This is a genomic window from Stenotrophomonas sp. B2, from assembly GCF_014947095.1.
GTDB classification, from domain to species: Bacteria; Pseudomonadota; Gammaproteobacteria; order Xanthomonadales; family Xanthomonadaceae; genus Stenotrophomonas; species Stenotrophomonas maltophilia_P.
In genome coordinates this window covers 1-20,070 of sequence record NZ_JADCQA010000016.1, presented here as the reverse complement: position 1 = coordinate 20,070, position 20,070 = coordinate 1, and the positions used below count along the sequence as shown (strand labels likewise).

15 protein-coding genes are annotated in these 20,070 nt (G+C 64.7%); 8 read left to right on the top strand and 7 right to left on the bottom strand.

Features of this window, described 5'->3' with window-relative positions; all coding sequences use genetic code 11:
• Positions 1-21: 21 nt before the first annotated feature.
• The 3 genes from IMX13_RS16810 (at position 22) to IMX13_RS16800 (ending at position 2,394) form a co-directional block, all read left to right on the top strand.
• Positions 22-669, top strand: a complete 648-nt coding sequence (locus IMX13_RS16810; RefSeq protein WP_193396784.1) for a thiol:disulfide interchange protein DsbA/DsbL — start codon at positions 22-24, stop codon at positions 667-669.
• 106 nt (positions 670-775) lie between these two features.
• On the top strand, positions 776-1,603 hold the full coding sequence (locus tag IMX13_RS16805) for a thiol:disulfide interchange protein DsbA/DsbL (protein WP_180875851.1): 828 nt from the start codon (positions 776-778) through the stop codon (positions 1,601-1,603).
• A 23-nt stretch (positions 1,604-1,626) separates the two neighbouring features.
• Positions 1,627-2,394, top strand: coding sequence for an endonuclease/exonuclease/phosphatase family protein (locus IMX13_RS16800; protein WP_053519867.1), 768 nt, complete (start codon positions 1,627-1,629; stop codon positions 2,392-2,394).
• A 78-nt stretch (positions 2,395-2,472) separates the two neighbouring features.
• Here IMX13_RS16800 and IMX13_RS16795 read toward each other — a convergent pair whose 3' ends face one another.
• Positions 2,473-3,348 carry an EamA family transporter gene (locus IMX13_RS16795; RefSeq protein ID WP_193396783.1) on the bottom strand — a complete coding sequence of 292 codons (876 nt, stop codon included), beginning with the start codon at positions 3,346-3,348 and terminating at the stop codon, positions 2,473-2,475.
• Positions 3,349-3,420: 72 nt separating this feature from the next.
• On the opposite strand from IMX13_RS16795, the gene IMX13_RS16790 reads away from it, so the two are divergent.
• From IMX13_RS16790 to fhuE, 3 genes are all read left to right on the top strand, one after another.
• Positions 3,421-3,894: an Lrp/AsnC family transcriptional regulator gene (locus IMX13_RS16790; RefSeq protein ID WP_111186178.1), complete on the top strand. Its 474-nt coding sequence runs from the start codon at positions 3,421-3,423 to the stop codon at positions 3,892-3,894.
• A 37-nt stretch (positions 3,895-3,931) separates the two neighbouring features.
• Entirely contained in the window at positions 3,932-4,501 is a 570-nt protein-coding gene (locus IMX13_RS16785; RefSeq protein WP_053519870.1) for a M23 family metallopeptidase, read from the top strand.
• A 199-nt stretch (positions 4,502-4,700) separates the two neighbouring features.
• Positions 4,701-6,860, top strand: a complete 2,160-nt coding sequence (gene fhuE / locus IMX13_RS16780) for a ferric-rhodotorulic acid/ferric-coprogen receptor FhuE (protein WP_193396782.1) — start codon at positions 4,701-4,703, stop codon at positions 6,858-6,860.
• A 101-nt stretch (positions 6,861-6,961) separates the two neighbouring features.
• Here the strand turns inward: fhuE and IMX13_RS16775 are convergent, their stop codons facing one another.
• Both IMX13_RS16775 and IMX13_RS16770 read right to left on the bottom strand, forming a co-directional pair.
• Complete coding sequence (locus IMX13_RS16775) at positions 6,962-9,823, bottom strand: TonB-dependent receptor (protein ID WP_193396781.1); 2,862 nt, start codon at positions 9,821-9,823, stop codon at positions 6,962-6,964.
• 296 nt (positions 9,824-10,119) lie between these two features.
• Entirely contained in the window at positions 10,120-10,527 is a 408-nt protein-coding gene (locus IMX13_RS16770) for a biopolymer transporter ExbD (protein WP_111186180.1), read from the bottom strand.
• Positions 10,528-10,690: 163 nt separating this feature from the next.
• Between IMX13_RS16770 and IMX13_RS16765 the strand changes: the two genes are divergently transcribed.
• Both IMX13_RS16765 and IMX13_RS16760 read left to right on the top strand, forming a co-directional pair.
• Positions 10,691-12,664 (top strand): transglycosylase SLT domain-containing protein, encoded by a 1,974-nt coding sequence (locus IMX13_RS16765; RefSeq protein ID WP_193396780.1) that lies wholly within the window; start codon positions 10,691-10,693, stop codon positions 12,662-12,664.
• 37 nt (positions 12,665-12,701) lie between these two features.
• Positions 12,702-13,922, top strand: coding sequence for a multifunctional CCA addition/repair protein (locus IMX13_RS16760; protein WP_193396779.1), 1,221 nt, complete (start codon positions 12,702-12,704; stop codon positions 13,920-13,922).
• Positions 13,923-14,043: 121 nt separating this feature from the next.
• Here the strand turns inward: IMX13_RS16760 and IMX13_RS16755 are convergent, their stop codons facing one another.
• The 4 genes from IMX13_RS16755 to IMX13_RS16740 form a co-directional block, all read right to left on the bottom strand.
• A complete protein-coding gene (locus IMX13_RS16755; protein WP_193396778.1) occupies positions 14,044-14,964 on the bottom strand; it encodes a DUF6708 domain-containing protein in 921 nt (306 codons plus the stop codon).
• Entirely contained in the window at positions 14,961-18,326 is a 3,366-nt protein-coding gene (locus IMX13_RS16750) for a T6SS effector BTH_I2691 family protein (protein WP_193396777.1), read from the bottom strand. The genes IMX13_RS16755 and IMX13_RS16750 overlap by 4 nt, the downstream gene beginning before the upstream one ends.
• A complete protein-coding gene (locus IMX13_RS16745) occupies positions 18,313-19,284 on the bottom strand; it encodes a DUF4123 domain-containing protein (protein ID WP_193396776.1) in 972 nt (323 codons plus the stop codon). The genes IMX13_RS16750 and IMX13_RS16745 overlap by 14 nt, the downstream gene beginning before the upstream one ends.
• Before the next feature lies 1 nt (position 19,285).
• Positions 19,286-20,070, bottom strand: a 785-nt coding sequence (locus tag IMX13_RS16740) for a DUF2345 domain-containing protein (protein ID WP_227255490.1), incomplete at its 5' end; no start/stop codon positions are given.

Sequence of the window (20,070 nt, the reverse complement as noted above, 5' to 3'; positions counted from 1 at the left end):
TTTCAACGGAGATGCGTGTCGATGAGGTTGATTCCCCGCCTGCTGTTGTCCCTGCTGGTGCTGCTGCCGATGGCCGCCAGTGCCGCCCCTGCCGCAGCCCCGCTGGTCGAAGGTCGCGACTACGAGCGCATCGCCCAGGCCGGTCCGTTCCAGCCGCTCGCCGGCAAGATCGAAGTGGTCGAGGTGTTCGGCTACACCTGCCCGCACTGCGCGCGTTTCGAACCGCAGCTGGAAGCCTGGGCGGCCAAGCTGCCGGCGGATGTTCGCTTCACTCCGGTGCCTGCGGCGTTCGGGGGCGCCTGGGATGCCTGGGCGCTGGCCTATTACGCCGCCGAAGAAGTCGGCGTCGCCAAGCGCAGCCATGCGGCCGTGTTCAAGGCACTGCACGAGCAGGGCACCCTGCCGATGCAGAATGTCTCGGCCGATGAGCTCGCCACCTTCTACAAGGGCTACGGCGTGGCGCCCGAGCGCTACATCCAGGCCCTGCGGGGCGACGCCGTGCAGAAGAAGGTCGATGCAGCGCGGGCATTCGCCCAGCGTACCCGCATCCCCGGTACCCCGGCGCTGATCATCAACGGCCAGTATCTGGTCCGCGGCAACAGCTTCGACGACCAGCTGCGCATTGCCTCGGCGCTGATCGCCCAGGTCCGCGCCAACCGCGGCCGCTGAACCAACGCCCACTCCCGACACGGCGCTGTCGCCGCCGCGTGTCATCATTTCCCCCTGGCCGGCGCCCGCCGCCGGCCCCACCATTCCAGATGCTGGAGACGCTTCCATGAAGATCCGCTACGCCCTCGCACTCGCAGCGCTGCTGCCGATCCTGGCGGCCTGCAAGGCCGACGACGGCACCGCCAACACCTCCGCCGCCCCGGCCGAGCCGACCACCGCCCCAGCCAGCACCGAGCCCGCTGCGGCACCGGCCGCTGACAGCGCAGGCGCGGCCCCGGCAGCCGAAGGCGAGAAGGCCGCCGAAGCCGCTCCGGCGGCCGCTCCGGCCCCGACCACCACCGCACTGACCGGTCCGGCGCCGGTGGCCGGTGAGGACTACCAGGAAATTCCGAACGGCCAGCCCTTCCAGCCGGTTGCCGGCAAGGTCGAAGTGGTCGAGATCTTCGGCTACGTCTGCCCGGCCTGCGCCGCCTTCCAGCCGCTGGTCGGCCCGTGGAAAGCCGGTCTGCCGGGCGACGTGAACTTCGTCTACGTGCCCGCCATGTTCGGCGGCACCTGGGACGACTACGCCCGTGCCTTCTATGCCGCGCAGACGCTGGGCGTGCAGGAGAAGACCCACGAGGCGCTGTACGCCGCCATCCACTCGCAGAAGACCCTGAAGGGCGAACGCGGCCGTGATTCGGTCGAGGACATCGCCAAGTTCTACGCCGGCTACGGCGTCGATCCGAAGCAGTTCGCCGCCACCATGGGCAGCTTCGCGGTGAATGCCAAGACCAACTCGGCCAAGCAGTTCGCGCAGCGCAGCCAGATCAGCGGCACCCCGTCGATCATCGTCAACGGCAAGTACCTGGTGAAGGGCAAGAGCTTCCCGGACATGCTGCGCATCGCCGACCACCTGATCGCCCGCGAGCGCGGTGCGGCCCAGGCTCACTGATCCAAGAGAAGCTGTCCCCGGCCGTGAATTCCCCCTCTACACGGACCCTGCGTCTGCTGACGGCCAACATCCAGGCCGGCTCCAGTACCCGCCGCTACAGCGACTATGTGACCCGCAGCTGGTCACATGCGCTGCCGGCGGGTCGCAAGCGCAGCAGTCTTGATGCGATTGCCACACTGGCGCGTGGGCACGACATCGTTGGCCTGCAGGAAGCCGATCCTGGCAGCCTGCGTTCGGGCTTCACCAACCAGACCCACTACCTGGCCCAGCGGGCCGGCTTCAACTACTGGAGCCACCAGCCGAACCGGCGCATGGGCGGGGTTGCATCCAGTGCCAACGGCCTGCTGAGCAAACTGGAGCCGGTGGAGGTGCAGGACCACGCCCTGCCCGGCCGCATCGGCGGGCGTGGCGTGCTGCTGGCCAGGTTCGGTGATGGCAGGGACGGCCTGGCCGTGGCCGTGGCCCACCTCTCGCTGGGTGCCGGCTCGCGGATGGCACAGCTCGGTTTCATCGCCGAGCTGCTGTCCGACCACCCCAACGCCGTGCTGATGGGTGACTTCAACTGCCTGGCCGAACGACCGGAAATGCAGGTGCTGTACCAGAAGACCCGGCTGCAGCCTCCAGGCTGCATCGTGCCGACGTTCCCCAGCTGGCGCCCGGACCGCGCCATCGACCACATCCTGGTCAGCAGCAGCCTGCAGACCCGCGCGGTCGAAGCCGTACCGGCGGCCTTCTCGGACCATCTGGCGCTGGCCATGGCCATCGACGTACCGGCCAGCGCCCTGCGCTGATCGGTAGCGCCGGGCCCTGGCCGGCGAACGGAACCCCATCCGCCGGGCCTGGCCCGGCGCTACCCGTAAAGCCCGGCGCTACCCCGCCAGCATCGCCGGCGCCGTCGACCGCCGCGCCGTCATCGTGCTCCCCACCGAAGCCACCACGGTGCAGCCGATCGCCAGCCACTGCAGTCCATGCAGGTGTTCGTGCAGCAGCAGCATCGCCCACAGTGCGGCCACCGCCGGCTCCATGCTGATCAGGATGCCGAAGGTTTCCTTCGGCAGGCGCTTGAGCGCCATCATCTCCAGCGACATCGGAATCGCACTGGACACCAGTGCCACCAGCAGGCCCGCCAGCAGGATCTTCGGATCGAGCAGGGCCGCGCCGGCATGGATCACCCCGACCGGCACCACCACCAGCGACGCCGCCAGCAGGCCCAGCGACACCGAATGGCCTGCATGCAGGTGGCCGGCGCGCTTGCCGAACACGATGTACAGGCCCCAGCACGCCGCCGCACCCATTGCATACAGCACGCCCACCGGGTCCAGTGCCGCCGCACCGCCCAGCGGTAACAGCAGGAGCAGGCCGACCACTGCGCATCCCACCCACAGGAAATCGATCGGGCGCCGTGACGACAGCATCGCCACGGTCAACGGCCCGGTGAACTCGATGGCCACCGCGATGCCGAACGGGATCGTGCGAATGGCCATGTAGAACAGCAGGTTCATCAGGCCCAGCGTGAGCCCGTAGCGCAGGATGGTGATCGCATCCGCGCGGCGGGTCTTCCAGCGCCAGGGTCGCCAGAACAGCAGCAGCAACAGTGCGGAGAAGCCCACGCGCAGCGCGCTGGTGCCCTGCGCGCCGATCAGCGGGAACAGGTGCTTTGCATAGGACGTGCCAACGGACAGCGCCGTTACCGAGCCGAGCACCGCCAGCGCCGGCAACATCGGCGCGAATCGTGAAGTCTGCATGCGTCCAGTCTATTGCGTCGACGGCGAGCACTTGGCTCAATTACCGGCCCGTCCATGCAACTTCTGCTCACCATGGCCACTGCCCCCGTGCTGGACAGCTTCGACCGCGCCATCCTCACCCTGCTGCAGCGGGACAACACGCTGCCACAGCGGGAGATCGCCGAAGCCGTGCACCTGTCGACGCCGGCGGTGCAGCGGCGGGTCAGGCGTCTGCAGGACAGCGGTGTGATCGCGGCCAATGTGGCCGTGGTGGCGGCGGCGCGGATCGGCCGACCGCTGACCCTCATCGTCGAGGTGCGCATGGTCAGCGAGCAGCGTGATCGCGTGGCGCCGTTCAAGCAGCGCGTGCAGGACGACCCGGCGGTGCAGCAGTGCTATGCCATCACCGGTGACGGCGATTTCCTGCTGGTGCTTTCGGCCACCTCGATGGAGGAATACGACGCCATCAGCGAGCGGCTGTTCGGTGGCGACGACAACATCGAACGATTCCGCACCGCGGTGGCACTGTCCACGCTGAAGCGCAGTTTCGAAGTCCCCCTGCAATGAACCGGCCTCGACACCCACCGCGCCATACTGGCGCGGCATGAATCCTTCGCCCCGCACACCCTCCACGTCTTCCGCCCGCCTGCTGCGCCGTTGGCTGCTGCGTGCGTTCCTGCTGGTCGTCACCGTCGTTGCCGCCCTGTCCGTCTGGAACAGCCGCTGGGCCGAAGCGCCGAAGATGCTGTGGTCATTGGCCCGGATGCCACCGGCCACCGAGCTGCCGGTACCGGTGGACGGCGTGCGGCCGGGCCAGATCGCCGATACCTTCGGCGCGCCGCGAGGGCGCGACCGCAGCCATGCCGGCATCGATATCTTCGCCGCGCGGGGTACCCCGGTCCGCAGCGCGACCCCGGGCGTGGTTGCCGAGGTGCGGGAAGGCGGCCTGGGCGGCCGTCAGGTCTGGGTGATCGGCCCCGGCCGCGAGCGCTACTACTACGCCCATCTGGAGAGCTGGGCCGCAGGCCTCGCCCGCGGCCAGGTCGTAGCCGCGGGCGATCTGCTCGGCCACGTCGGCGACAGCGGCAACGCCAAGGGCACTCCGCCGCACCTGCACTGGGGCATCTACGGCGCAGACGGCGCACGGGATCCTCTGCCACTGCTGCGCCGCTAAGCCGCCGGACGGCGGTCGTCCCACAGCAGCCGGACGATCCTGCCCGCGCGCCCCTGTTCATGATTTGTAAATAGGAATAGTTCGTATTAACATTCCTTTCGATTGCAGCGTCGCCAGGAAGGCGCGCCCGCCTTTCCCCTACCCTTAGCGCCTCGCCTCCTGGATGTCGGCCGAACGCGCATGCTCGTCCAGGAATCCCATGAACCGTCCTGCATTCCGTATCCCGCAGCCTCAGCGGCTGTCCGTTGCCGTGCTCGCCGCACTCTGCGCCATCGCCCCGACCGCCTTCGCAGAAACTGCCACCGATGCGACCACCCTCGACAAGGTGGTGGTCAAGGGCGAGCGCGCGGAGGGCTACTCGGTGCGCCGCACCTCGGCCGGTACCCGCTTCGACCTGACGCCGCGCGAGATTCCGCAGTCGGTCAGCATCATCAGCCATCAGCGCATCGAAGATCAGAACCTGGACGACATCATCGACGTGCTGGCCAACACTACCGGTGTGACCAGCACGCAATCGGACAGCGAGCGCACCGAGTTCTATGCGCGCGGCTTCTACATCGACAGTTACCAGTTCGATGGCCTGCCCACGCAGATGGTGCAGAACTGGAGCTACGGCGATTCCGGCCTGGACCTCGCCCTGTATGACCGCGTGGAGGTGGTGCGCGGCGCCACCGGCCTGCTCAGTGGCGCAGGCAACCCGTCCGCCTCGGTGAACCTGATCCGCAAGCATGCCGACAGCGCCGAGCTGGCCGGCAGCGTATCGGTGAACGTCGGCAGCTGGGGCCGTACCCGTACCACCGTGGACGTGGGCAGCGCGCTGAACACCAGCGGCACCGTGCGTGGCCGGGTGATCGGCAGCTACCTCGACACCGACGCGCAGATGGACCGCTATAACCAGCACAAGACGCTGGGCTACGCGGTGATCGACGCCGACCTGACTCCGGACACGCAGTTGAGCGTGGGCTACGACTACCAGCAGAAGCGCGCCAATGGTGCGACCTGGGGCGGCTTCCCGATGCTGTTCTCCGACGGCTCGGCCACCGGCTACGACGAATCGTTCAACGCCAGTCCGAACTGGACCTACTGGGACACCACCAGCAAGCGTGCGTTCGCCACCCTGCAGCACGCCTTCAGCAATGGCTGGAAGTTCAAGGTCGGTGCGACCCACGATGAGACCAAGGCCGACGACAAGCTGTTCTACCCGGCGTACAACGACTGGACCAGTGGTGCCTCGTTCTTCGACAGGACCACCGGCACCGGCATTTCGCCGTCGGCCGGCTTCTACAACACCGAGCGCAAGGTCAACGCAGTCGATGGCTATGTCGACGGCCCGTTCCGGCTGTTCGGCCGCGATCACCAGTTCATGGCCGGCCTGAGCTACAACAAGCGCGAGTACGCCAACTACGGCGACTACCAGATTGGCGGCCCCGGCCAGAGCTGGGACCCGTTCACCAGCTACCTTGGCTGGACCGGCGACATCTCCGAGCCGAACTGGAACCCGCTGGCGCTGGCCAGCGAAGGCACGATCACCCAGAAGGCCGGTTACATGGCCACGCGCCTGTCGCTGGCCGACCCGCTGAAGCTCATCGTCGGCGCACGCTACACCGACTGGAAGAGTGAAGGCGAAGGTGCGGACCGCTCGCACAAGGTCACCACGCCCTATGCCGGCCTGGTATTGGACATCAACGATACCTTCTCCACCTACGCCGCCTATACCGAGATCTTCCAGCCGCAGACACTGAAGGACCGCAACGGCAGCTACCTCGATCCGGTCGATGGCAAGAGCTACGAAGTGGGCGTCAAGGGCGCCTGGTTCGACAACCGCCTCAATGCTTCGCTGGCAGTGTTCCGCATCGAGCAGGACAACGTCGGCCAGGCCACCGGTGAGCCGGTGCAGGGCAGCCAGAACGAATTCGCCTACCGCGCCGCGCGCGGCACGGTCAGCCGCGGCTTCGAATTCGAACTGAACGGCGAGCTGGCCCCGGGCTGGAACGCGACCTTCGGTGCCTCGCGTTACGTGGCCAAGGATGCCAACGATGCCGACATCAACACCAACCTGCCGCAGACCGCGCTGAAGCTGTTCACCAGCTACACGCCGCAGTCGCTGCAGGCACTGACGGTCGGCGGTGGGGCGAACTGGCAGAACCGCATCTACTATGCGGTGCCGGCCTACGGCCGCATCGAGCAGAACGGCTATGCCCTGGTCAGCGCCTTCGTGCGCTACCGCATCTCGCCGGAGTTCAGCGTGCAGGCCAACCTCAACAACCTGCTGGACAAGCAGTACCTCTCGCAGATCAACGGCTACGGTGCGTACGGCGATGGCCGCAACGGCTCGCTGACGTTCACCTGGTCGTTCTGATCAGCTGCAGGTCGCAACCGCCCCGCTCCTGTAGCGCCGAGCATGGGCTCGGCGCTACCCGCAAGGCAGCGCCGGAGTGTCCGGCGCTGCCCCTCATCACATCAGAACCGCAGGTCCGCGCGCATGTACCAGTAGCGGCCACGCGGAATGTCATAGGTCGACGCGTCATAGCCGTTCAGCGAGCACGACAGGCAGATCGGCGGATCCTTGTCGAACACGTTGTTCAGGCCGGCGGTCAGCTGCAATCCCTTCATCCAATCGATCCTGTAGCCCACCTGCAGATCATGGAAGGTGGTCGCCGAGAGCGTATTGGTGCCCTCCACCTGGTTGCTGCACACCGGGAACGCCACGGCGTCGCCACAGTCTTCGGTCAACTCGGAGATGTGCCGCACCGTCCAGTTCGCGCTCCAGTTGTCCAGTGTCCAGCCGATGCTGGCGTTGCTGGTCCATTCCGGAATCGAGCTGTCGGCCACTTCCACGCCCGGCTTCTGTGGCTGCCGCTGGCCGGCCGCACCGGTGGCCTCGTAACGACCGACGAAGGTGTTCTTCCAGCCCAGCTTGAACTGGCCGATCGAGGTCTGCGGCAGGGTCCAGAACAGGTCCACGTCCCAGCCATCGGTCTTGATCGAACCCAGGTTGGTCAGTCGGTTGTTGAAGCTGCTGACCGCGCCGGTGCTGGCACGGGTGATGCCATCGCAGTACACCGGATCCAGCGTATCCACACACAGGTCCAGCTGGGTCTGCGCGTTGATCGCCTGGATCGCGCCATCGATGTTGTGGCGGTAGAACGTCACTTCCACGTCGAAGCGCTCCGACCAGGAGGTGTTGTTGCCGAACCACGGGCTCCAGACGAATCCGGCACTGAAGCTGCGTGAACGCTCCGGTTCCAGCTCGCGGTTGCCGCCGGTGGTCACCGAGATCTGCGAGTTGGCCTGCTGGAAGCCGGCCGGCACGCCCAGCGCGGCACAGTTGGCGGCGCTGCCACGCGGCGGCGTGCCGCCCAGGCCGATCGAGCACGGATCGAACAGCTGCAGGTCCGCGCGCGCGGCCGATCCGTACAGTTCGCCGATCGACGGCGCGCGGAAGCCTTCGGCATAGGTGGTGCGCAGCACGAAGTCATCGGTCACCTGCCAGCGCAGGCCGTACTTGGGCGTGAACTCACCACCGAAGGTGGAGTAATCCGAGTAGCGGCCTGCCAGACTCAGGTCGAGCTTCTTGCCCAGTGCCGAATCGGCGAAGATCGGCACGCTCAGTTCCAGGTAGGCTTCATTGACGTCGTACGAGCCGGAGGTCGGCTGCGACGGCACGCCGTTGTAGTGACCGATCACCGTCAACGGGTCGGGCTGGTACCAGCCTTCGTACTTGCGGTACTCGTAACCGGTGGCGAAGGACAGCGGGCCGGCCGGCAGGTTGAACAGATCGCTGGACAGATTGGCGGTGAACAGACTCAGCTCGTTCTGGCTGCGGTCGCGTACCACCGGCTGGATCCAGCGCAGCATGTCCGGGGTGATGGAACCGGCACCGCCGAAGATGTTCAGCGGCACGCAGCCCGGCGTCGCCGCACATGCGGCAGGATCGCCCAGCGCCAGGTTGACGTTGTAGATGTTGTAGCTGCCGTAGTTGGTCTGTTCGGCCTTGTTCTTGCTGTACATGCCGTTGACGTCCCAGAACCAGCTGCGGTCGGCCGCCTGGAAGTTGCCGACCAGGCCGGTGGCGAAGTACGTGGTGTTGACCTCCTGCTCGAACACGCGCGCGCCACCTTCCACCGGGCGGCGGCCGACCAGGCTCATGTTGCCGGACGACACCAGGTCGAAGCCGAACGGGTTGTAGGGATTGAGCGCCGAGATGGTGATGTTGTCGGCCAGCGGATTGCCGGTGGCGCCATCGGGGCCGAAGAACAGCGGCTCGGGGCCAGCCTGGTTGGTCGACTCGCGACGGTTGCCCAGTGCCTTGACGTACCACTGCACGTTGTCGGTGATGTCAAAGCGGAACTGACCGAAGAGGCCCTTCCGCTCCGACGGCGTCAGCACCATGTTGTACTCGGCGAAGTTGAAACGGTCAGCGCTGGTGAAGCAGTGGTAGTCGTCAGTGCGGTTGCAGCCGGCACTGCCGTCATAGCGTGGATTGCTCACGCCGGTGTTGGGCACGATGTTCTGCTGCGCGCCCGTGTTGGGGTCGACGAAGGCGAAGCGGCCCTGCGGAATGGCACCGCTGCCGAAGGCCAGGCCGGTACCGGGAATCGGGAAGCGCGACTGTTCACGGTCCTTCGCATACACCGGATCCTGCTTGGTCCAGCTGGCGCCGAGGAACAGACTGAAGCGATCACCGCTCTTGCCCCAGGCCAGGTCCACGCCCTTCTGCGTGCCGTCGCCCTTGCTGTATTCGCCGTAGTTCAGGGTCACCTGGCCGCCATCGAAATCACGGCGGGTGATGATGTTGACCACGCCGGCGATGGCATCGGAGCCGTACAGCGACGACGCGCCGTCTTCAAGCACTTCGATGCGCTCGACGATGGCCAGCGGAATGGTATTGAGATCGGTCGCGGCGCCGACACCCGACGCCGATGACTCATTGACCCAGCGGATGCCATCGACCAGCACAAGCACGCGCTTGGCCCCCAGGTGGCGCAGATCGACCTGCGCCGAACCCGCACCGACGCCGCTGCCATCCGGGGGGAAGCCGAAGTTGCCGGACGAATTGAACTTGGCATTGAGCGCCGAACCGGAGCCGGTGAGCTGCTGCAGCACTTCGCCGATCGAACTCAGGCCGGTGCGCTCGATGTCGCCGCGCGTCAGGGTCTGGATCGGAACCTGGCCCTCCACTTCAGCGCGCTTGATGCGGGTACCGGTGACCTCGACCGCGTCCAGGTTGGTGGTGGACTGTGCGGCGGCGCCCAGCGGTGCCAGGGCAGTCACGCACAGGGCGACGGCAACCGCCAGGGGGCGGTGGTGCAGGTGATTCATTCGCTCTCTCTCCAAAGGAATGTCGGGACATTGGCTGCCGTACGCCCCTCCTGCATGGCGGCAGCGTCTCCTTTGTAAACAAGTAGTCAAAATCACGGCGTGATGACCGACACCCTTTCACGCGGGCTTGACGCGATTGACGGGCAATCGCATCAGATAGCGACAGATTCTGTGTCGTGTTCCAGCCTTGGCGCGCTGACCACGCGCCTGTTGCGACAGCAGGTGCCGGCATCCGCGGAGTGCTCCAAAGCACTCTTGGTGGAGGGGCTGTCCATCGACAGCCCCTCGTCCGCTGCTCAGCGCACGAACGCAACGCGCTCCATGCCGGTGGCCTCGGCCGCCGCCAGGATGCGTGCCATCCCTTCGTACTCGGCCGCCGGATCGGTCGCGATGCGCAGCTCCGGCAGGTTGCCGGCATGCTCACCCGCCTGCGCCTGCAGGCGCGACTGCAGATCGGCAATGGCCAGAGGCTGGCCGTTCCAGCTGAGCTGGTTGGCTGCATCCAGACGCAGTTCGATCGGTGGCGGCGGGTCCGGCCGGGCGACCACGCGATCGGTCGCCTGCGGCAACTGCACTGCGATCGGCCGGGCCACGATCGGTGCGGTCACGATGAAGATGATCAACAGCACCAGCATCACATCCACCAATGGCGTGACATTGATCTCCGCCAGCGGGCCATTCCTTCCTGCGCTACTGAACGCCATGTGCCGCTCCCTGCAGCCGGGCGGTTCGCCCGGCTCTGACGTTACGCCGGCATCCCGCTGCTGCGGCAGAGGCTCCATGCACCTGCATTCAGCTGCCGTTGCCTTCGCCTGACGTGCACGCGATGCGAAACTGAATTCAGCCAGTGCCCGCTATGCTGGCGCCATGACCCGACGCTCCTCGACCGCTCTGTCCCTGCTCCCGCTGGCCACCCTGCTGCTGATCGGCTGCGCGGGTGCCCAGTCCCTCGATGCCCAGAACGCGCAGCTCAAAGCCGCCATCGCCGCGGCCGAACGCGGCCAGTTCGATCCCGGCCAGGCCGCCGCGCTCAGCCGCCATCCGGCCTATGGCTGGCTGGAGTACGCCAATCTGCGGCGCAACATCGACACGGTCGACACTGCGCAGGCGCAGGCCTTCCTCAAGCGTTACGAGGGCCAGGCCGTGGCCACCACCTTCCGCAGCGTGTGGCTGCCCTCGGTGGCACGCCGGCAGGACTGGCCCACCCTGCTCGCCAACTGGGCGCCTACCGACAATCTCGGCCTGCGCTGTGCGCAGTTGACCGCCCGACAGGTGACCGGCGGCGTCGATCCGCAATGGATCAGCGACGCCCAGGAGCTGTGGCGCCGGAACGGCAAGTCGCTGCCCGACGGCTGCGATGCGGTGTTCGCCGTGCTGCAGGCCCAGGGGGGCCTGAGCGACGCACTGCGCTGGGAGCGCATCGACGCGGCCGCCGACGCGCAGCAGCCGGCGGTGATGCGCAGCGCCGCGCGTGGGCTTCCCGCCGCCGACCTGGCGCTGGCCAACACCTATGCTGCGTTCGTCGACAAGCCCAATGCCAGCGCACTGAACTGGCCGCGCAATGATCGCAGCCGGCGCATCGCCACCGATGGCCTGGTCAAGCTGGCCAAGGCCGATCCGGATGCCACCGAGCAGCAGCTGCCGCAGTACGCGCAGGCCCTGGGCCTGAGTGCCGAGCAGCAGGCCCAGGTGCGCTACCAGATCGCGTTGTGGACGGTCGCCTCCTACCTGCCTGATTCCGCGCGGCGCCTCAATGCAGTCCCCGACGCCGCCTACGACGAGCGCCTGCATGAATGGCGCGTGCGCGAAGCGATGTCGCGTGGCGACTGGCCGGCGACCCTGGCAGCCATCCGCAAGATGGCGCCGAAACAGCGCAACGATCCACGCTGGCGCTATTACGAAGGACGCATGCTGGAGAAGACCGGGCAGGCACAGCAGGCACAGTCGCTGTTCCGGGAGGCCGCGCGCACGCCCACCTTCCACGGCTTCCTCGCGGCCGACAAGCTGCAGCAGGGCTACACGCTGTGCCCGTGGAAACCCAACGACAGCGAACAGGCCAAGGCCGCAGTGGCTCGCGATCCTGCCATCCAGCGCGCAGTGGCGTTGTTCCAGATCGATCGCGCGGGCTGGGCGGTGGCCGAATGGAACAGCGCGCTGTCGCGCTTCGATGACACCCAGCGCCGACTGGCCGTGCGGGTGGCCCAGGACAACGGCTGGTTCGACCGCGCGGTGTTCTCCCTCGGCAAGCAGCCGCAGGAACAGCGCCTGTATGACCTGCGCTTCCCGCTGCACCATGACGCCACGATCCGCCGCGAATCGGCGCGCAATGCCATCGATCCGGCCTGGGTCGCTGCGGAAATCCGCGCCGAAAGCATCTTCACTCCGCGCGCGCGCTCGCCTGCCAATGCGATGGGCCTGATGCAGGTGCTTCCGGCCACCGGTGCCGCCGTGGCAAAGTCCATCGGCCTGACCGGCTACGGCGGTGCCGACAGCCTCTACGACCCCGACACCAACATCGCCATCGGCACCGCCTACCTGCGCCAGCTGATGAACAAGTACGACGGCCTGCCCTATGTGACCATCGCCGCCTACAACGCCGGTCCGACGCCGACGGCACGCTGGCAGAGCCAGCGCCCCGGTTTCGATCCCGACCTGTGGATCGAGACGATCAGCTACAAGGAAACGCGCGAGTACGTCGCGCGCGTGCTGGCCTTCAGCGTGATCTACGACTGGCGCCTCAACGGTGACGCCCTGCCGCTGAGCGACCGCCTGATGGGACGCCTGGTCGACAAGCGCAAGAGCTTCAGCTGTCCGGCGGACGCGGGCCAGGGCGGCGACTGATTCGGCTCTGCGCGCCGGGCATGCCATCATCCCCGCCATGAAGATCTATCTTGTCGGCGGCGCCGTGCGCGACCGCCTGCTGCAGCGTCCCGCCGGCGACCGCGACTGGGTGGTGGTCGGTGCCACGCCCGCGCAGATGGAAGCGCAGGGCTTCAGCGCCGTGGGGCGGGACTTCCCGGTGTTCCTGCATCCGCAGACCGGTGAGGAATACGCCCTGGCCCGCACCGAGCGCAAATCCGGCCGCGGTTATCGCGGTTTCGTGGTCGATGCCGATCCGGCGGTAACGCTGGAAGAGGACCTGCAGCGCCGCGACTTCACCATCAATGCCATTGCCTGCGACGAAGACAGCGGTGCGCTGGTCGATCCTTACGGCGGCGTGCGTGACATCGAGCAGCGCGTGCTGCGCCACGTCGGTCCTGCCTTCGTTGAAGATCCATTGCGCGTGCTGCGCGCGGCCCGCTTCATGGCCCGCTTTGCCCCGCTGGGGTTCACCGTTGCCCCCGAAACCATGGCGCTGATGCGCGAGGTCGCTGCCAGCGGTGAGCTCGACGCGCTGGTACCAGAGCGCGTCTGGCAGGAACTACGAAGGGCGCTGGCAAGCGAACGGCCTTCGGCGTTCCTGCGCACCCTGCACGAGGCGCACGCACTGGGCCCGGTCCTGCCCGAGCTGGAAGCGCTGTATGGCGTTCCGCAGCGTGCCGAGTTCCATCCGGAAATCGACACCGGCCTGCACCAGGAGATGGTCAGTGACATGGCAGCGGCACTGGCCCCGGGCGATGACCTGGTCGGCTTCGCCGCGCTCACCCACGATCTCGGCAAGGGCCTCACCCCGCCGGAGGAATGGCCGCGCCACATCATGCATGAGCAGCGCGGCATCACGCCGTTGAAGGCGCTGTGCGCCCGCTTGAAGGTCCCGGCCGAACACCAGCAGCTGGCGGAAGCGGTCTGCCGCGAGCACTTGAACGTGCACCGCATCGACGAGCTCCGCGATGCCACCGTGCTGGAACTGCTCGGTCGCTGCGACGCGCTGCGCCGGCCCGAACGCATCGCGCGCATCGCAGTGTGCTGCGAGGCCGACAAGCGCGGACGGCTGGGATTCGAGGACAGTGACTACCCGCAGGGCGAAACGCTCAAGCGCCTGCATCAGGCGGCGCTCTCGGTACAGGCACGGGATCTGGATACGACGCACCTGAAAGGCCCGGCGATTGGTGAAGCATTGGCCAGGGCGCGGGTGAAGGCGATTGCGGCGGCACGGTAATCCCCGCCATTCTTAGGTTCTTCTCCCGTCTGAGGGGAGAAGGCTCATGGCCGACACGCCAGATCGTGGTTATCGAGACTACAAACCGGGGCAGGTCAATGCCGACGCGGCCGATCTTGCGTCAAGTCTTTGGAGCAGCCCACGCCTCAGACTCCGACAGCTTTCGCCCTAAGGCCGCCATTGCCTCATCCGGGAACTTGGGAAGTCGGCCCGTGCTGAAGGTCTTGAACTTTTCGCCTTGGTCCAAAGCCGGGCCGGCATCGTTCATGTATCGGCGAATGTGCTCCCAAAGCTGCAGCAGCTCGAAATCATCTCCCCAGCCCTTGAAACCGATGTTCATTTCACAGGCCACCTTTCGTGGATCACTCTCTTGACCAAAGACCAACGTCAGAATGTAGGTCCAGCGGGCAGAGCTCGCGCCCGGCGTAACCTCAAGAACCCGGTAGGTACGTGGCTTTAGATTGGCCCAACTATGGCGCTCGAAGACAATAGGAGCAAGTTCAAATATTCGAACGAATGACGGCATCTTTGGAACCGCGACCCACACATCCCGAGTCGCTCTATTAAATATAACTGGAAAATCGGAAGGCATAAATACCAAGACGCGAAACAGAACGCTGAAAGAGCTAATCCCGAACGCCGCACTCAGAAGACCTGCAAAAACAACACCAATTGTAAATCCAAAATTACTCCATGCAGCTTCACCAATCCGCCCAAGGACATACACACAATATCCACTTATTAGAATAAGGCAGAACGCTGGAAGAAGTCCAAACCAAGCAAGCACCGAAGCACCAAGCGAGCCTCTGAGTCCACCCACCATTATTCCATCGTCATATGCAGCAATCACTGAATCTGACGACGAAGGGCCTGTATGCACCCTGTTGGAATCAATGCTCTCAAGGATTCGTCTCGGCTGGGCCACCCCAACATGGGCTTCCCCTCGACTTCGCATACGCGCGAAAGCAGTGTCAAAGTAGGGCTCATCCCCCTCCCACTCCGGCACAACAACCTCTCCATACCTTTTAGACGAAGCACTCATTCAATCACCATATTCTCTTGAACGATAACATCCCCATCTTCAAGAGCATCTCGTACAGTCAACGCTACGGAAAGCATGGAGAATCTTCCGCTTTCGACATGTCCTGAAATCGCCAGAGCATCAAGGGCTGCATGATCAACTGTCCCCTTCGACACCCCCCGGCCCCAATTTTCTCCAGGACGACCGGTTGCATCTGTCGAGTAGACGACAATGGTTTCAGCACCAAAATTACTTCTACCACTGATATGAACATGAACTCCGAGCCGTTTTCGCATTTGCTCAACCAGCTTCAGCTTCACGACGAACTCTCTAGTAAATTCAGCATCAGACTGCTGGGCGGTTACCCTCCTGACAGCTTCACCAATGATGACATCACCGATGCTTGTGATGTTCTTGAGGCTCAGCGAGCTCCGGAACTGAGCATCAATCTCGATCCCGAGCAATACTTTATTTAGCTCCCGCAGCTCGATTTCATTTGTGGGCCACCTAGTGGCGACGCCGCCACCCCAAATGGATCTTGCCGCCCAGTCCTCTATGGGATGAGTCATAAATAGCGAAGCGACGAACCCCAAAGCAAATCCAATCACCACGAAAATTATTCCCCAGCCGAGCCAAGATGTCGAAACACCGAAGCCTTGGACAACGAGCGAAACAGCATAGATACTAAACGCAACGCCTCCAGCGAAGAAAGATATCGCCTGAAGAATATGCGCTATGAAGACCCCGCGACCGTTCTTCAGATCATCTGCCGAGGCCATAAAGCTCTGCGCAGAATCAATAAACGACCCAATCGCTGCAAATAGCGCAACGGTCATTTCCAGCCGCTTCGACAGAACTTTCTTCAAAATATTCTGTGCGTACGATTTAGCAACATCAACAAAGGCGGAAACGACGCCTAATCCCGCCGAAAAGAAACTGAAGATGGCATCTCTGCGCTCCTTCGCTGTGCCAACCTCCATCTTCTTCCATGCTTTGGCTACTTCCATCGCGTGAATGATGCCGGCACCGGCACTCATCACCGTGGGCACATCGGCAATCACCTTGGGGGTGGCCGAAGCCAGGCTCATCAGACCGCTGGACCCCATCGTGATGGGAGCAGCCGCAACTACAACTCCCGTCATCATCGATCCCGGTGCTGGCCGCGCATTTGCCACGGATTGCCCCGGCTGGACCGTGGATTGAAGCGCGCGCAGTTGCTCTTCACTCTGGTTGGTCCACAGATGCAGCTTCACTCGCGTATCAGCCGCTTCACCGGCACCTGCCAGCTGGAGAGAGCTTCCGCTTCCAATCACCAGGCTCTTCACGCCATTGCGCTTGCCGGCCGGCGTGTCGGCCGCAGCCGCAGTGAATGCCCTTGAGACCTCCCGCCACGCGCGCCCTGCCATCCGCAGAGGGGCATCAACAATCAGATGTGTAATCTGCGGGGCTGCTCGTTTGACCATACTGCTCAACAAGGCCATGACACGGTCGTACAGAAGCGGGGAGAGCGTCTTCTTCACTTTCCCTGCGCCAAGCGCTACGGCGCCCACCATCGCGATCAGCGGGCTGGCATACGCACGTGCAAGAATCCGCAGCGTGTCAACGTGCTTCACGGCCAACGCGGCCGCCTTCCCGCCCTGGTTGGACTCGCTCAGCTTCTCTGCCAGATCAAGCAGATTGTTGAGAACCTCAGTGGCCTTGTTTCTCTGGCCCTCTTCGACGCTCCACCCGGAAAACTGCTCAAACGCGTCTTTCTGATTGCCCAGCATGGCCCTGACCAGCAGATTGTCCTTGTTGCTGGGATCATCCTTTACGAAGGCGGCGTACCACTCCACAGCCTCGTCGTCGATGGGCCCGCCGTGCAACAGGTTGGCGACCACCTGGCTGTAATAGATGCCATCTTCGGGGCTCGTCTCATCGAAATCGAACCCGGTGACCAGCTTGCGGCCATTCCACGACAGAAGATCGCGGTGATCCCCCTGGATGTGCTTGCGCAGTGCCTTGTCTTCAGCGGAGTACCTACCAAACTCCTTCAGGTAGTCTTCCCAGCCCAGTGACTTTCCGGTGACGGTGTCGCGAGTTTTGCCGGACGCCTTCTTCTTGATCTTATCGATCAGCTCAAGCGCGTCGGCCTCAAAAGCGCCGCCGGCTACGTGCACAGTCCCGTAGCCGTTCTGTCCGCTTGAGGCGACGCCTTTACCCCACGGGCCGTTCATGGGAATGGCGAGCGGCGACCAGCTGGCGGACGAAGGAACGATGCCTGCCTTCTGGCGGGCCTCGAACTCTGTCTTCGTTATCATTTCCGCACGAAGATCCATTGCAGACATCGCAGGCGGATTGCGATCACGGAAGTCAGCCTCCCGCACCCTGGCCTGCTCAACCAGCATCTGCTGAAGCCCCACCAGCGTCACTGCAGTCTGCAGGCGTCGGGCACCGTCCTTCTGCGCCATCAACCACGTCACAGCCTTGCTGGGCAGTGTCAGGCGCAGATGCGCGGCTTCGTGGGCCATGCCGACCGGGTCGCTGACACCCAGGATCAGAGGCTGCCTGGCGGCTGGATCCCTGGATGCGCCCGCGATTGCAGCCGCCGCCGCGGCAACGTCCTTGGCGGACTCGCACCGCTCTTCGGTCTGCGCATCTTCCGAAGCCGGCTTCTCCGGGACCTTGCCATTCTTGTCCAGCGCTACCTGCCCTGGACGATGGGGATTTCCGCGCAGGCCTTCAAGCATGCGACCGCGCTCGACGTCGTAGTCCGCAATTGCGCCCTGTATCGCACCATCCGTGAGCGCCAGCGCACGGCTGCTTTGACCGGTGGACGCGTTCAGGCGAGTAAAACGCTGGTTCAGAAGCTCCGGGTCTGCCGCGTAGTTCTGCCTTACCTTCACGGATAGCGGCACTTCGCTGAAACCTATCCAGACCTCACCAGCACGGGAGGGCTCTTTGATGTTGATCAGCATAGCGGCGGCATAGCCCGCCGCGCGCTCACAACTGAAGCGCGGCATTTCCTCTGGCAGAGGTGGATTCTCCAACGGAATGGGGCTGACATAGCCTGCCTCGTCGACAGCGTAAGCCTCCCAACCTTCTCCACCGATCAGCGCATGCATTGCTGGAGTCTGATAGTAGACGTAGACGTACCCTGTCCTCAGCGCACGCATGACATAGTCGGAGAACTTCAGGTCGGGCGCGGAAATCCCGGCCATCAGTTGACGTGTCTGCACGGCTGATCTGGCCGCGTATCGTGCTTCCGCCAGCCCCGGCCGGGTAAGCAACACGGGCAGACCAGACTTGACACATGACGCGCAACCGCCAGCACCGCACGTCTTGGTTCTCCTGGCAGCGGTGATGGCGTTGCTCGAATATTGATCGCTATCACCTGAAGCCATGAATGCTCCCTCCTTGAGTGGCCTCCAGATAGCGAGCGCCGGATCCGCCTTGTCGGACAGACAGTGCCATGGCGTCCCACCTGCTATCGGGAATCGCAGCAAGGGCCAAAGCGAGATTCGTGGCCTGTGCCTGGGATGTGGCAACAAGTTGCCGAAGCTCCGGCGACCTGAGAACGTGATTGTCTACCTGCAAAGCGTACGCTCCGAGGAGCACTCGATCATGCAGGCTTTGGGCGCCAGCGGCCTGCGCCTCGGATAGCGCGAACTCGGCCAGATCGAAGTAGTTCGCCGGAACGGTTGGTGCGAATCGCCGCCATCCTCTGAGCATGCTCTGCACAGCCTCGCACTCGTCAAGCATGCTCCCATCGAACTTCCATAGGAGCTCAGTGCGCTCCCGCTGTGGTGTCATTGACACGCGGAGTTCAGCGACACTCGAATCTCGCCCCAACACCAGGATCTGCGTCATGGGTCCTGCCATGAAGGCCTGCTGGGCGGCGTCCAGGCGGCGCCAGAGCCACTTGAGTACCCGCCGATCCGCAAGGCGCAGATACCGGCGTCCCTGCCCGGCTACTCGAATCGTACAGATCGTGGCCCAATGTCTGGCCATCTCATCAGGCTCGGAGTCGAAGCCGACCCAAGGCCCAATGGCGAACCCGTGCTCTGCCTCACTATCGGGGTTCCGCTGCTCTTCCATTGCCTCAAGGCAGGTGGCGTGCAGCAGCGCGACGCCATCAGAGCTTGCTTCCAGCAGAAGCAGGTACGGAAGGCGCGACGGCGTTTTGTCACGAAGCGGCACATTGATTCTGAGTTTGGTTGCTCCCAGCTCCGCGACAAGCCCATCATCAAGTGGGTCGCGCACCAATGGATCGATGATTGCGCCTGCCCAGCGCGGCTGGCGCGGACCATGCAATCTTTCACCGACATCCCGGATCAACGATTCAAGCGAGTGATGATTCATTTCAGATAGTTGCAGCGCCGGCAGCTGCCAGCTGACTGTCCTTGGTTGGGCACGCTTTGAGATCTGCGGCAAGCACGGGGAGTTGCCCCACCACACTCGCCGGCCCCAGCCATTCGCGCTGGCTCGCCTTGAATTCCACCTTGCCCGGTGCGCCCAGTTCGATGTTGTCGCCCTCGATCCGGATGTAGGCCCCGGCCGCCGTCGCCAGCAGATGCTTGCTCGGTGCCGACAGCTGCACGTCCGCTTCGGTGCTCGCGATGCGCACCTGCGTCTTTGCGGCCACGATCGCCTGGTTCTTGTGCGCACGCGCACTCACCTTGCCCTGCGCCGCATGCAGCGCGATGCCGCGCTCCTGGTTCGGGCTCTCGCCGCTGGGTTCCATGCCGGCGGTGTACAGCACCAGCCCGCCGGCCACGGCCATCGTCAAGGAGCCCTGCGTCATCCAGTTCAGTGCCACGCCGCTGGCCAGCGTGGTATGCGTGCCACTGACCCATACCTGGTCGGCCGGGGTCAGGCTCAGCACGCCGGCCACGCCACTGCCCAGCAGGACCGGCGCACTCCAGCCCGGCGCTTCACCGTCGCCACCGGCAATGCTGCCCGCCGCGCTGCCACTGTGGGTGGCGCGCAGGGTCTCCTGCAGTTCGGTCAGCGTCGTGTCTACCGGCAGTTCGGCCGCCTCGCCAGGCAGCTGCGCCTGCTGCTTGCCTGCCGACTCGGCCAGCTGCTGCAGCAGCTGCTGGCTTTCCTGCAACTGGCTCAGTGCCTGCGGCGCCGCCAGCTGCGGCG